The 14493-nt window shown below is 41.0% G+C and carries 14 protein-coding genes; 11 read left to right on the forward strand and 3 right to left on the reverse strand.

Features of this window, described 5'->3' with window-relative positions:
* Positions 1 to 15: 15 nt before the first annotated feature.
* The 4 genes from JZO85_RS19975 (at position 16) to JZO85_RS19990 (ending at position 4221) form a co-directional block, all read left to right on the forward strand.
* Positions 16 to 2136 (forward strand): hydantoinase/oxoprolinase family protein, encoded by a 2121-nt coding sequence (locus JZO85_RS19975; RefSeq protein WP_207110275.1) that lies wholly within the window; start codon positions 16 to 18, stop codon positions 2134 to 2136.
* Positions 2137 to 2217: 81 nt separating this feature from the next.
* Entirely contained in the window at positions 2218 to 2835 is a 618-nt protein-coding gene (locus JZO85_RS19980; RefSeq protein WP_207110276.1) for a hypothetical protein, read from the forward strand.
* 92 nt (positions 2836 to 2927) lie between these two features.
* Complete coding sequence (locus JZO85_RS19985) at positions 2928 to 3764, forward strand: SDR family NAD(P)-dependent oxidoreductase (protein ID WP_207110277.1); 837 nt, start codon at positions 2928 to 2930, stop codon at positions 3762 to 3764.
* Between the two features lie 205 nt (positions 3765 to 3969).
* Entirely contained in the window at positions 3970 to 4221 is a 252-nt protein-coding gene (locus JZO85_RS19990) for a type II toxin-antitoxin system prevent-host-death family antitoxin (protein ID WP_207110278.1), read from the forward strand.
* Positions 4222 to 4870: 649 nt separating this feature from the next.
* Here the strand turns inward: JZO85_RS19990 and JZO85_RS19995 are convergent.
* On the reverse strand, positions 4871 to 6778 hold the full coding sequence (locus JZO85_RS19995; RefSeq protein WP_207110279.1) for a M13 family metallopeptidase: 1908 nt from the start codon (positions 6776 to 6778) through the stop codon (positions 4871 to 4873).
* A gap of 183 nt (positions 6779 to 6961) precedes the next feature.
* On the opposite strand from JZO85_RS19995, the gene JZO85_RS20000 reads away from it, so the two are divergent.
* The 7 genes from JZO85_RS20000 to lepB all read left to right on the forward strand — a co-directional run bounded on the left by JZO85_RS20000 (position 6962) and on the right by lepB (position 12602).
* Positions 6962 to 7513 (forward strand): hypothetical protein, encoded by a 552-nt coding sequence (locus JZO85_RS20000; protein ID WP_207110280.1) that lies wholly within the window; start codon positions 6962 to 6964, stop codon positions 7511 to 7513.
* Positions 7514 to 7630: 117 nt separating this feature from the next.
* Positions 7631 to 8602, forward strand: coding sequence for a ribose-phosphate diphosphokinase (locus JZO85_RS20005; protein WP_207110281.1), 972 nt, complete (start codon positions 7631 to 7633; stop codon positions 8600 to 8602).
* A 162-nt stretch (positions 8603 to 8764) separates the two neighbouring features.
* Positions 8765 to 9910: an aminotransferase class V-fold PLP-dependent enzyme gene (locus JZO85_RS20010; protein WP_207110282.1), complete on the forward strand. Its 1146-nt coding sequence runs from the start codon at positions 8765 to 8767 to the stop codon at positions 9908 to 9910.
* A gap of 63 nt (positions 9911 to 9973) precedes the next feature.
* Positions 9974 to 10321, forward strand: a complete 348-nt coding sequence (locus JZO85_RS20015) for a DUF1831 domain-containing protein (RefSeq protein ID WP_207110283.1) — start codon at positions 9974 to 9976, stop codon at positions 10319 to 10321.
* Between the two features lie 200 nt (positions 10322 to 10521).
* Positions 10522 to 11223 carry a hypothetical protein gene (locus JZO85_RS20020; protein WP_242550463.1) on the forward strand — a complete coding sequence of 234 codons (702 nt, stop codon included), beginning with the start codon at positions 10522 to 10524 and terminating at the stop codon, positions 11221 to 11223.
* A gap of 103 nt (positions 11224 to 11326) precedes the next feature.
* On the forward strand, positions 11327 to 11932 hold the full coding sequence (locus tag JZO85_RS20025) for a metallophosphoesterase family protein (protein WP_207110284.1): 606 nt from the start codon (positions 11327 to 11329) through the stop codon (positions 11930 to 11932).
* Positions 11933 to 12059: 127 nt separating this feature from the next.
* Positions 12060 to 12602 (forward strand): signal peptidase I, encoded by a 543-nt coding sequence (lepB, locus tag JZO85_RS20030; protein ID WP_207110285.1) that lies wholly within the window; start codon positions 12060 to 12062, stop codon positions 12600 to 12602.
* A gap of 55 nt (positions 12603 to 12657) precedes the next feature.
* On the opposite strand, the gene JZO85_RS20035 is transcribed toward lepB, so the two are convergent.
* The gene (locus JZO85_RS20035; RefSeq protein WP_207110286.1) at positions 12658 to 14037 is read right to left on the reverse strand and encodes a PH domain-containing protein; all 1380 of its coding nucleotides are present in this window, start codon (positions 14035 to 14037) and stop codon (positions 12658 to 12660) included.
* A complete protein-coding gene (locus JZO85_RS20040) occupies positions 14037 to 14411 on the reverse strand; it encodes a GntR family transcriptional regulator (RefSeq protein WP_207110287.1) in 375 nt (124 codons plus the stop codon). The genes JZO85_RS20035 and JZO85_RS20040 overlap by 1 nt, the downstream gene beginning before the upstream one ends.
* Between the last annotated feature and the right edge of the window lie 82 nt (positions 14412 to 14493).

The following is a 14493-nucleotide window of genomic DNA, read 5'->3' on the forward strand; positions in this document are numbered from 1 at the left end:
AAGGGGAATCTCTTAATGAAACGAAGAGTTCGAATAGGGATTGACGTTGGCGGTACCCATACCAAAGCTGTAGCCATTGACAATGATACGCAAGAGATTATTGGAAAATCTTCTGTAAAAACCACCCACGACAGTGAAAAGGGAGTAGCAGAAGGCGTCGTCAATTCCTTTTTAAAATGTTTACATGATTATCACATAGAATCTGATGAAGTTGTTTTTGTTGCTCATAGTACAACGCAGGCAACCAATGCGCTATTGGAAGGCGATGTCGCTAAAATCGGCATTATTAGTACAGCTAAATCAGGCATTGAAGGCTGGTTGGCACGGATTCAATCAAATTTAAAAGATATTGATTTGGGAACGGGACGAAGTATTCATATCATTTCTCGTTTTATACCAGAAAAAGAGTTAACGGAAGAAGCGATTTCCAAAACTATCGATGAGCTCTTAGCAGAAAAGATGGAAGTGCTGGTTGCCTCAGCCGCATTTGGGGTTGATGATTTAGGTTTGGAAGAAAAAATCGCAGAGGTTGCTCGGCAAAAGAATGTGCCAGTAACGCTAGCCTCTGAGATGACCAAACTTTATGGCTTGTCGCGGCGGACCCGCACAGCCACGATCAATGCGTCGATCCTGCCTAAAATGTTAGAGACGGCTAACTCTACAGAGGAAAGTGTCCGCTCTTCTGGAGTAGATGTTCCATTGATGATCATGCGGGGCGACGGCGGTCTGATGGATGTCGTAGAAATGAAGAAACGGCCTGTATTAACGATGCTGTCAGGACCTGCCGCTAGTGTTATGGGTGCTTTGATGTATTTACGAACATCTAATGGGATCTATTTTGAAGTTGGCGGAACCTCGACGAATCTAGGTGTCATCAAGAATGGTCGTCCCGTGATCGACTATTCAGAAATCTCTGGACATAAAACGTATGTTAGTTCGCTGGATGTCCGAGTTCTCGGTGTGGCCGGCGGTAGCATGATTCGTGTAAATAAAAGCGGTGTGAAGGATGTTGGACCTCGTAGTGCTCACATTGCTGGACTTGAATATGCGGTTTATACCCCTGAAGAGGAAATCGTTGATCCGCAATTAGAGCTGTTTTCACCGAAAGAGGGCGATCCTGCAGATTATGTAGCGATCAAGCTAGCCAGCGGTAAGCGGGTTACGATCACCAATTCTTGTGCAGCCAATGTTTTGGGGTATGTAAAAAAGGAGGATTTCTCCTGTGGTAGAGTAGCTTCTGCGAAAAAAGCGATGGCACCCTTGGCGGAATATTTGAATATGACGGTTGAAGAAGTGGCCCAACAGATTTTAGCCAAGGCAGTTGAGAAAATCATCCCGGTGATTCGTTCATTAGCGAAAAAATATCAGCTGGAAAAAAATCAAATGACTTTGGTTGGTGTTGGTGGGGGTGTTGCTTCACTGATCAAATTTGCGGCGGAGCAGATGGAGCTGAATTATAAGATTCCAGACAACGCGGAAGTTATTTCTTCTATTGGTGTCGCCTTAGCGGCGGTTCAAGATGTAGTGGAACGAATCGTACCGAATCCGACGAAGCAGGATATACAGTCGATTAAACAGGAAGTTACTGATATGGCGATCGAAAGTGGTGCAACAGAAGACAGTGTCGAGGTCCATATCGAGATCGATCCTCAGACACAAAAAATCACAGCCCGGGCTTCCGGCTCAACGGCTGCTCAGGCAACAGAGCTTCAAACGGCCGCAAGTGAGACAGAAGCTCGAGAGATAGCGATCCAAGATCTTCGTTTACCTGCGGAGCAAATTGATCTGTTAGATTCAACAGAGCATTTTTATATTTATGGAGCAAGTACGAAAAAAGGCAATGCGATCCGAGTCGTCGATAAAAAAGGCTTTATTCGTGTCCAGCGTGAGCATGCTCAGGTAGTCAAGACGACGATCCAAAGTTATTTTGAAGTAGTCAATCAGTTGTGGGAAAGTATGGCAAATTATCAAAGTGATTTGATTATTCGCCCAGACTATTATTTCTGTGTCGGTCCGCGACTGCTGGACTTTTCCAGTACGGACTTCTCTCAATTGACGATGCTGATGGAGATTGAGATGAGTGAGATTATCGGTACAGATGAGATCATCATTATAGCGGCAAATCGCTATATTTAATGATTGAAAGCTAGATAGCAATTAGAAATGTTTGACTGAGGAAACTAAGAAAAAATATTCGAATGAAAAGGAGTGCTGGCGATGGATTTCAGTAAATTATTAGAGTTGAGCGAAGAAAAATATGCAGCGTATTTATTATCGCAGGATCTTTTGTATAAGAAAATACCTGAGAACCAGCACTCAAAATTGCTGAATCAGTCGATTGCATGCGGAAAAGCTGCTGCAAGGGACTTTGCAGTGGCAGATTTGCGGGAGTACTGTCAGCAGCAAACGATTGAGATCGATTATTTTTCTGAGAATTTAAAAGCAGAAAATTTTCGTTTTGTTTTGGCGGAGTTTCAATTGCCGAATCGTATTCGAATCAATCAAAGCCTGCTGGAAGCGGCGGACCCTTTTTTAGCTGAGCTGGATTTTCTTAAAGATCAACGAGTGGATGAAATTTTACTAGCCCACGAGTTGTATCATTATATAGAAAATCAGCAGCAATTGTTTACGACTCAAAAGCAGTTGAGCTATCGGGCAGGACCCTTTAAGAAATCTGCACGTGTGCATTCTCTCAGCGAAATCGCGGCGATGAGCTTTGCAAAAGAGCTGCTGGGATTGAACTTTTCACCAATCCTTTTGAATATCGTTCTGCTTTTCCCCGTCGCACCTGACTATAGCCAAGAGCTGGCAAAACGATTATTGCTGATTGATTGAACAGGACTATAGATTGATTGAAAAAAAGAATTAGTATCCACTGTTGGGATTCAGTATATTTAAAGAAAGAAAACCTTTAAGGAGCGGAAATAATGGAAAATTCATGGTTAGATTTAGCAGATGACGTGGTTGTAATCACGGGAGCATTAGGTGGCATGGGACGTAAGATCGCGAATGATTTTGCTGAACAAAAAGCAAATTTGGCTTTGGTCGATTTAAATGAAGAAGCGGCTGAAAGCTATGCGAAAGAATTAGCGAATAAATATGGCGTTAAAGCGAAAGGCTATGCCTGCAATTCTACTGTTGAAGAACAAGTAGATACTTTAGTGAAGACAGTGAAGGCTGACTTTGGCAGAATCGATGTATTGGTTCAGACAGCAGCGATTCTAACATTCAGCCCACTGGAAGATTTAGCTTTAGATGAATGGAAGAGAACGATCGATGTGAACTTGAATGGCTATTTCCTAGTCTCACAACGGATTGGTCGTGTAATGATCGAGCAGCAATCAGGACGCATGGTTCATATTTCCACCATCGCTTCGATCGCTCCAGAAACGTATTCTGGTGCATATAGTCCAAGTAAAGCTGGCGTGAACATGCTGTCTAAGATGATTGCCGGCGAGTGGGGACAATATGGTGTACGCAGTAACTGTGTATTGCCATGCTTTGTTAAAACTCCATTATCAACAAAATTCTATGAGGACGCGGAAGTTGAGGAAGGCAGAAGAAGAATGACTGCGAACCGCCGCATCGGAGAAGTTCAGGATATCGCTAATGCAGTATTGTATTTAGCCAGCAAACGTTCAGATTACACGAACGGCCACGAATTACGTGTAGAAGGCGGCTTTGGAAATATGATCGGCGACCTTGTACCAAAACCAGGCGGACGACGTCAATACGCGATCGACTCAAAGAAACCAAAAGCATAATAGAGAAGTCTATAAACAGAGCCCTGACTTTTTAACTAATAAATTATGCTGTTTTGAATAGCTGTTCAATTTCATTCCATAACGAAAAGCCGAAGAGAGCAATTTCTCTTCGGCTTTTTTTACACAATACTGGCAAAATCGGTTTGTGAGCTTCAGAATATTTTACGTAAATTGTGATAAGCTATCAGTACAAGGAGATGATTTCATGGAAAATATTGTCCCCGTTTCAGGTATGCGATCTTATAATCAAACCCTGGCGAATGTCGAAGCAGGTCACGAAGTCATTCTGACCAAGAATGGCCGTGCCAAATATGTTGTGAGCGATTTTGAAGAATATCAGAAGATGAAAGCTACACTTACCCTGTTTGAGGAATTACATAAAGGAAAGCAAGCATTGAAAGATGAAGGTGCAATATCTTTGGATCAATTAAAGGCTCGAATGAATGAAAAACTATAAACTTTATCTATCACCACAAATAGAGCGAGATTTATCTGAGATCGTTTTTTATATACGGGAGCTTGGTCCCTATGAAGCCAACATTAGCAAATTCTTTGATGGTATTTATGCAGCTTTTGAATTTCTGTAGGCAACGCCTTTACTGGACCATTTCTTAGAAAATAAGATTGATGTTGCAACAGGCATGCGCTTTTATATCGTCAGCCAGCATGTTATCTTTTATGAAATTGTTGGCGATGTCGTCGAGGTAACTAGAATAATCTCGGAGAAAAGAGACTATATCCGTATTTTGGGTTTTTAAGGAACCAGGCAACGAATAATCAGTAATTTTATACGACGAGACAAACGCCCTGACTTTCGCACAGTCAGGGCGTTTCGTGTGAGCATCATGCTATATAGCTTTATATCATTTTGCACAATCAATTACTTCGATCGTCTTTTGGGACTACCATTTCTTCTAAGTTTCCATCATCACTAGAAAAGATATACATGCTCATTTTGGACGACAAGAACCCGCACTCAAAACAAGAGTGAGGGTTTATTCCGTGTCGCCACTTCTCCTATGAACAAATCATAGAAGGGAAGCAACAGAATTTATCCGTTTTTTTATTAACTATCCTTGGCATGGCTCTGATTTTTTAAGCTAGTTCTACCAAATACTTACCCGTTTTTCTGGTGTTAGGTACATTGGGTCCGTTGATTGGATGTCAAAGGTTTGGTAGAAGTCCGGTAGGTTTTGAACCTGGACATTTGCGCGCAACTTGTTGGGTGCGTGGACATCAATCGACAAGAGTAATTGAGTGTATTCTTGTCGCGCTTTCATCCGCCAAATCGTTGCCCAATTGATAAAGAAGCCTTCAAGATCGACATCCTTATCTTTCTTCGCCGCTTCTAAAGCACAGCTCAGACCGCCAGCATCGGCGATATTTTCTGAGACGGTTAATTTACCGTTTACTTTTCCGCCGGCGATTTCTAACCCATCGAATTCAGCAATCATTTGATCCGCTAATCCTTGGAAATGCTTCTGATCGTCCTCTGTCCACCAATTGTTTAGATTCCCATATTCATCAAAAAGCGATCCATTGTTGTCAAATGCGTGAGAAATTTCATGTGCGATCACAGCACCAATCCCGCCAAAGTTTTCGCTGCTGGATTGCTCCAAGCTATAAAATGGTGCCTGCAGAATTGCTGCTGGGAAAACAATGATATTACGGAACGGATGGTAATACGCGTTTACAGTATCTGCGCTCATTTCCCACTCGTCACGTTCAACAGGCTGGTTCCATTTTGCGTAATCGTCTTTCCGTTTTAATTTGCTGAAATGCAGGGCATTGCTTAATAGTGTGCCGCCTTTTTCTGCTGGTGTTACCTTGAACTGTGTGTAGATTGGCGGAATTTTTTCAGGGTAGCCGACATGGATGCCTAATGTATTTAGTTTGATGATGGCTTTTTCTCGAGTAGCTTCACTAAGCCATGTGTTGCTGCTTAAGCGATCTTGATAGATACCGATCATCCGTTTTACCATTTGTTCGACATCTTTCTTTGCCTGTTCGCCAAAATATTTTTTTCCGTAATAGTCGCCCACGATTTGGTCAAAGCGGCCTGAAGCTAAGTAAAAGGCCGCTTTTTCTTGCGGACGTGATTCCGGCGCACCGGAAAGCGCACGGCTGTATGTGCCGCCGACTTGACGAAATTCTTCACTTAAATAGGCAGTCAACGCGTTGATTGTCATCACCAGCATCCAGCTCTTCATTTGTTGGAAGGTACCAGGATTTACCAAGTCATCCAGCTTGTTGAAGAAGACTGGTTCGGTCACGATGATTTTTTCAGGAACCTCACCGACTAAACCGATCAACAGTGTTTTCAGATCTAGGTATTGACTATGAGCGATAAATTCTTCACCGCTTTCAGGATTGTACATTTTACTATAATCCGCATTTTCTTCCGCGCTTTTTACATGAGGGGCCAATAATTTATCATATTGAAGGGCTTCATCTGTCATTTTTTCTGCTGTATCTGCATCATAGCCTGCAAGTGCGAAAAGCTTCATCGTCATTTCTTTGAATATCGCTAAAAGCTGTGGTGCTTGTGGATGCTCTGCTTCATAATAGGTCTTGTCCGGCAAAATCAAACTAGGTGCACCAGCAAATAGGGCGTTGATCTTAGTATTCTTCATGTCCGCATCGACATCAACACCGAAGGGGAGAGGCAGACCATCCAGTACCCAGCTAGTTAGTTGCTGGCTAAGCTCTTCGAGAGAGCTGAGTTTTTCCACTTGCTTCAATAAAGGAAGCATTGGTTTCGCGCCATCTTGATCCCGTTTTTGGTAATCATTGGCTAATTGGAAGTAGGCGATATATTCCTTCATCAAGTGGTTCGGAATGAGTGAAGAATCGTCGCTCATTTTTTTCGTATCAGCCATCAAGAGGTCATCGATGTCATCAACCAAGTCTTGAAAGCCGCCTGTCGCTGGTTTATCTGCTGGGATCACTGCTTCTTTGATCCATTTGCCATTGACTGCTTCATATAAATCTTCTTTGATTTTTGTTTTGTCCATAAAACTTACGCTCCTTTGTATTTATTGTTCCATCTATACTATAATAAAACAATTGAAGCGCTACTCCTAGGAAAGGCTACTTTTTTCTTTTGCTGCTTCGCGTACATAACGTTCTGTAAATCTTACTGAAGCTGGATTTACAGCTAGGATATAACTTAAGAGTAAATGATAGGTGGTGAGAAAATGAACTATCCGATTGATCAATGGATCGAACTAAAAAGCTTTGAAACATATCGCGAGTGGAAGACGCCGCGCGGATTCTTATGCGGGACTTATGCCAGCAGTGTGCTGTTGGCATATTGGCAAGACCAGTTGGACGAAGGATGTATTCCAAAGGGATTGAGAAAAAAAGGCAGCGACCAAAACGAAGAATTGATTCATGCACTGCAGCCCTTGTTACAGCCGATCGATTTTCCAACCGTTCCATTGCAAATTTCTTTGGGCTTGAATCATTTTTTTAGACGCTATCGGATTCCTTATCGAGCAAGAGGGACGGCAGCTGGCTCGTGGCAGCGAGTAACGAAGCGTATCATGGCCGGTGAGCCTGTCATGATTGGGCTTTTGCAGTTACTTGGCAGCAGCTACAAAAATCATTGGGTCGTTGTACATGGGTTTATGGAGACCTCAGATGGGCAAAAATTTTATAAAATTCATGATAATTGGGGAAAGAGTGCCGCAGTAATTCCTGCAACGTGGGGAAATGGAACGATTTCATTGGTTTCCCAAAGAAAATAATCTATTTCCTAAAAAGCTGAAGGAGTTTATTCTGACTTTCAAAATGAAAAGTAAAATCTGCATCAAATAACTAAAAATATGTTAAACTGATGGTACAAAAATACTTGGAGGGACACCATGTCAGAAGAAAGTAACGAAAAATTTAAAATTTTTAGCCTAAATGGGAACAGACCATTGGCTGAAAAAATCGCCGATGTCTGTGGCGTGCCATTAGGGAAAAGCACTGTCAAACAGTTCAGTGATGGAGAAATCTCTATCAATCTGGAAGAGACGGTCCGAGGGTTTGATGTTTATCTGATCCAATCGACTAATGAACCCGTGAATGATTATTATTTGGAATTGTTGATCATGATCGATGCATTGAAACGAGCAAGTGCGAAAACAATCAATGTTGTATTGCCTTATTATGGTTATGCACGACAAGATCGAACAGCTAAACCGCATGAGCCGATCACAGCAAAATTGATTGCGAATTTACTTTCAGATGCAGGTGCAACAAGAGTTCTGACACTCGATTTACACACTGTGCAGGTCCAAGGCTTCTTTGATATTCCTGTTGACAATTTGTTTACGATGCCGTTGTTTGCCCATTATTATCGCCGCCGTGGAATGGTAGGGGATGATTATGTAGTTGTTTCTCCGAAAAATAGCGGGGTTCAGCGTGCTCGCAGCTTAGCGGAATATTTAGATACAGCGATCGCAATCGTTGATGTCGCGGAAGAAGGCAATCCAGAATCTGGCTATGTCATTGGTGATGTAGAAGGCCGCTGCTGTATCATGGTAGACGACATTTTAAACACCGGAGAGGTTTTCTCCAATGCCTCAAAAACATTGAAGAAAGCTGGCGCGAAAGAAGTCGTTGCTTGTGCTTCTCATGGCTTGCTATCACCTCCAGCGAAAGAAAACTTAGACGCTGCCGATATCAAGGATATTTGTATTACTGATTCTGTCTTAACCAGTCCAGAGCGTCACCCTGAAAAACTATCGATTATCAGTTGTGCAGAATTGATGGGTGAAGGAGTCAAACGGATTCATGAAAATGAATCGGTTAGTCCATTATTTACGATGGAACCAAAGGATTACGAATAAAAGAGCTCAGGAGAATGGATAGCAGCTTCAAAATTTTCAATGGAACACTGAAGAAGCTGCTTCCTGTTCTGACGTTTATCTATATTTGAGGGCTAAGACAAATGATTGTCCTATGTCCTTTTTTTGTAGAAATACTTCATATAAAGAAAGGTTCGAAGGTTTGTGGAAACTATTTATTTAGATCATGCAGCAACGAGTCCCATGCATCCAGAGGTGATCGCGGCGATGACAGAAGTCATGGCGGAAACGTTTGGTAATCCATCAAGTGTCCATTCTTTTGGTCGACAGGCTGCCAGCAAATTGGAAGAGGCACGAGAAGTTATTGGGAAGAGTCTTGGTGTAAAAAATCACGAGATTATCTTCAATAGTGGCGGAACCGAAGGCGATAACACAGTGATTTTAGAGACTGCCTTTGGACGCCAAAAAGAAGGCCGGCATTTGATTACGACCCAGATTGAACATCCGGCGGTAATCAATACGATGAAGTATTTAGAAACACAGGGTTTTGAAGTGACTTATCTGCCGGTGGATCGCAAAGGAGCTATTTCATTAGATGATTTTGAAGCTAGGCTGCGACCAGATACGACCTTAGTTTCGATTATGTATGGGAACAATGAGATCGGTAATTTGATGCCGATCAGGGAAATCGGCGAGCGATTAAAAGATCACCCTGCTTATTTCCATACGGATGCGGTTCAGGCTTATGGAAATCAATGGATTCGTCCTCATGAATTGGGGATTGATTTTTTAAGTATCTCAGCCCATAAAATCAATGGACCAAAGGGTGTTGGTTTTCTATATAAAAGTGACGCAGCAAAGCTGGCGCCGTTACTTCGCGGCGGTGAGCAAGAAGAGAAGCGTCGTGCAGGGACTGAGAACTTAGCAGGTATTTGCGGACTGGCGAAGGCTGTTGAATTATTGACTGAAGAGGAACGAGAAAAACGTCGTGCACTCTATGATCAGTTTACTCAGACGATTTTAACGACATTAGATCAAGCGGGCATTGATTATCAGGTGAATGGCGAATTGAGTAACAAGCTGCCTCATGTGTTGAATCTTCGTTTTGCTGGAATTATCAATGATTTATTATTGATGAAGCTGGATTTACGAGGGATCGCAGTTTCTACAGGTTCGGCTTGTACGGCCGGTACGGTTGATCCATCCCATGTGTTGGAAGCGATGTATGGAAAGAATGCGCAGGAAGTAAAAGAATCGGTGCGTGTAAGCTTTGGTTATGGAAATACCATAGAACAGATAGAATACTTTGCGAATCAGCTAGTGGCTAGTTTGCAAGAACTAGCAAAGTAGATTGAAATGACAGTTACTTATCTTTATAATTAAGAATGAAAGAAAAAATGATGAGGTGAGTAAATGGCATTTGCAAAAACAGCGACGATCAAAGGGTCAAAATACCAATATGAATTAGCACCGACTGCTAAAAAGTATACATTGCGAGATAATGGTTTTACTGAGACTAGTTCGGGTAATTTTCAATTGATCCGTCCACTACAAGCAACACCCCAAAGTAAAGAAGGCTTCAAGTTAAAAATCACGGTATCAAAAGATCTCAGTACGTTGAAAATGTCGGTAACGACTGCTAACGGATTAAAAGCTGTTGATATCTTTAAAGATTCGAAACAAGAAATGGTTCAGGAAAAATTCTACTTCCTGCTGGATGGAATGATTGACCGTGGATTGTTTGTAAAAAAAGAAGTTTAAGTTTAAGACGGATTTTATCTATACAGATAAGATCCGTTCTTTTTTTGCGCAGAAATTAAAACGATGGTTATTTAATCATTAGATATAATGACTATTTTTTTAGTTGGCAGCTCATTAACAGGCGGTACAATTATAATCCGCTTTCTTTTTTCTATATTCACCTTTTTTTCTAAATCTTTTTAACGCTTAAAAGCTTAATTTTGGAAAGATTATGGTACACTAATACTAAGAAATTTGTTGGAAACGAAGGTGAGAAGTTGGTTCACAAGGTACATACAATCGAGCATCACAAAATTATTTCTGATTTCCGTCTCTTGTCAGGGCTGACCGTCTCAATTGAAGACTGTGCCAATCTGACGAAAGAGTTCCAAAAATATGGTGTAGAGGATTATTATATCAGCGACTATGAAGGAAACAGCTACTTGACTCGTTATGTTGATTACTTCATTGACGGGATTCCTTGTTGGAAGTATAAAAAGAAATACTTAGTTCCGCTGATTTTTCGTGATATGCCCGACACGCAAAAAATGTTCCGCGACAGCTATCGTTGGGAGGCTTTTTTTATTCTCCTAGATTGGTATCTGGAGTATAATCCTGAAAAAGTGATTGTTGCATGTAGGAAGAAAAAAGGAAAGATGGAAGTGATCGATACAGCCTTTTTGGTCTTCCGTCTATGGGAAATTTGTGATGGTGCCGCTTTTCCGATCGCGAATCTCAACAACCTTTCTGAATTTGAAAAATGGAACCAAATCTTCCATTTGATTGATACGGGGAAATCTTTTAAACGGACAAAAGAATTCGATGCGACAAAGGTTGAAGACCTGACTCAATTAGAAGCAGTTATTACGATTATCAAATTAAAATATCAAGCACTTTTACAAAAGCAAGGCTACCAAGTATGAGTTGGTGGTCTTCTTTTTCTGATTGACGGCGGTTCAAGCGCATTTTTTTGGCAGAGATGGTAAAATATAAGAAAGAATCAGAATTCGTTTGTAGGTGATCAGAATGAAATATTTTATATCAGACACACATTATTTTCACGAAAATCTTTTAGGCGACAATGATTTTGCGCCGCGCTTATTTGATTCTGTCGAAAAGATGAATCAACAAATGATCCACGCGTGGAATGCAGTCGTGAATGAAAAGGATACTGTCTATCATTTAGGCGATGTGGCAATGCATCCGCAATACGAAAAAGGCTTTCCCGATATTTTGGAGCAATTAGTGCAATTAAAAGGGAAGATTGTTTTTATCAAGGGCAATCATGATTCTCGAACATTTTTCAGGTATTTAGAAACTCATGACCCAAAGCTTGCCAATAGTGAGGATAAGTTCGAATTCCATGACGTAGGTGCAATCGTCAAGTTCAATCATCATCAATATTATCTGACTCACTATCCAATGCTCTTAGGAAAAACATTGAATATCCGTAACCTGCATGGACATATCCATAATTATAGTATGCCGATTGCAGAAGACATCAATGTTGGTGTGGATGCTCCGGAACGTGGTTTTCTTAAAACACCGCTCCCATTCGGCACACCGATTTCTGAGAACTTAATCGATGAAATCGCCAATTATAAAGAAGCGGAGATAAAGAAATTAAAGTAGAAGGAGGCAGGACTGTCTTTTTCTATTTTTTGTTTTAATAAGAATTACCATTTAAACTATCCGCAACAGAAGCTCTATGGTAAATTGAAAGTAATGGCTAACGAAGATATTTTTAAGGGGGTAAATGATGAAAGTAAAAGAAATTGCGAAATCGATTCTTTTTTATGTGGTCATGGTTGGTGCGGTTATCGCATTACGGCATTATGTTTTTTCACCGGTTGAGGCGATTGGGGATTCGATGAAGCCGACGATCAATGATGGAGAGCGGATGTTTGGATTGAAGCTTGCTGAGATTGAACGTTTTGACATCGTCACTTTTCCAGCGCCAGATGACCCAGGAAGGGATTATGTCAAACGTGTGATTGGTTTACCGGGAGATACAGTGGCATATAAGAATGATCAGCTGTATATTAATGGAAAGAAGTATGAGGAGTCTTATCTGGATGAGTTCAAAGGCAAATTAACCGATGGTCAACCATTAACGAATGATTTTGATTTGCAAAGCTTGTTTGGTTACGAAAAGGTTCCTGCGGGTCAGCTGTTTGTCTTGGGGGATAATCGCCGCATTTCAAAGGATGGCCGCATCATTGGCATGATTGATGAAGAAGCCGTTTTGACTAATGTAAAATTTGTTTTTTGGCCGCCAAATCGTATTGGGACAGTGGACTAACAAAATAAGAACAGCAAGACTTTTCCTACAGTCAGGGAAAAGGTCTTGCTGTTTTTTAATTTCCAGATTGGTGGATTTTTTGATAAAGCTTCTTTGTCTCTACCGGCTTTTTATTTGTATAAAAGTAATTGCGATCCTTTGTAACGATTTTTAAAATGGGTTTAGAATCGTGATCCACAAATAAAATAGCAGGTTTCCCATCTAATCGGTAGTGGCCGGTTGCGTAGTTTTCTGTTGCAAAGCCGTTTGTGCGAATACCACGAAATGGCAGATGATTAACCAATTCCACTTCTTCGATTTGAGCAAATGGAATTTTTTGTTCTTTGATAAAAGGACCGTCGAGTACGACTGCTTCATCTTTTACTTCATAGCTAAGCGGATCTGGATGGTAATCCAGAATATATAATGGAACAACCGCAATGACCATCGCAACGACGAGAATCACAGCGACAAGAGCGACAAGGATTTTTCCGCCTATTTTCCCCAAGTTGACTGAAAGATTCATGCCGATCCGGTCAGGAACCATCAAACGTCTATCGTCTGGATTGTAGTACAAGCCGTATCGCCAATAATAATCATCACCGGAATAACGAAAAGTAGTGGTGCTCGTCAATAATCGATCCTGTTTTTGTCGAAGGCTGATCAGCCACCAAAGCGATGCACCACACAAAAGAAGAATCATTATCAATTCTAGGATCATCATGAAGCTAAAGAACTTGGCGTTCATAGTCATGGTCAATAATGGAATGTAGACGATCAAGCTGATCAGGCCGCTCATAAAAACAGAGAGACTGGACCAATAGAATTTAGTCAAATCATTGTATTGCTGGTTGATCTGTTGATCATTGGTTAAGGCGCGAACAGGTAAACGACCAATAGCTCGCCAAGTGAAAAATAAGGAACCCCAAACTAGCACATTGATCCCCAGAAGCATCAGCCCCATATCGCGCATACCTTGCTGATAAACTAGTGCATTCAATAAAAGAATCAGAACCAACGATACCGAGAACCACCATGGTGAAACCAGCTTGCGATTTTTTTCAAGTACCAGCTTCGTATCAATCTGGATTGGTTGGGTCGTCAGCTGCCAATCATTATCAATGATCAATTGATGTCCTTTGCGGATGTAACGAATCGTGGTCAAATAATTTGCGCCAATCGTTGCATACAAAAGAAGGAAGAAAAGCAGCATAAAACTAGAGTCCTTCATCGGGATCAACAAGCCTAAGTCAAGAAACGACAAAATAAAGGCCAATTGAAATTGACGCTCACGGTACTTTTTTGCAAAATGAATAACTTTAGGGTCATCGATTTTATCCGCAGGAAACGTATTTTCGATAATCACGTAATTGTGCGGTTTGGCAGCAAGACTGCTGACAAAAGCCATAATAAAGTTACATGCTATCAAGATAATTAGAATCATTAATGACATCATTATAGTTTGTCCTTTCTAAAGGAAGATAAAATTACTTGAATTTTTTCTTGGAGTTTCGTTTCATCTGGTTCAGCTAAGTAAAGCTCTGCTAATAAGAGCGTCAAATTCTTATCGCTAGTCTTTCTTGAGTCGACAGGTAAGGAAGCAACGATCGTTCCTTTGCGCCGATCCGTCAACAAATAACCCTCTTCACGTAATTGCTGATAGCCTTTCGACACGGTCATCGTATTTACCCCAATTTCATCCGCAATCTGTCGCACTGTAGGCAATTGCTCATTGGGATTTAATTCTCCTTTTGCGATTCCGATAATAATCTGTTTTCGCAACTGTAGATAGATTGGTTCGTCTGAATGAGGATCAATTTCTAGAATCATTTAATTAACCTCCTTTGTATTATTTATATTAATACAAACAATACAAAAGAACAAGAGAAATTTTTGCTCGAAAATTATTTAT

It is taken from the genome of Candidatus Enterococcus murrayae (genome assembly GCF_017315985.1).
In the GTDB taxonomy this organism is placed as follows: domain Bacteria; phylum Bacillota; class Bacilli; order Lactobacillales; family Enterococcaceae; genus Enterococcus_A; species Enterococcus_A murrayae.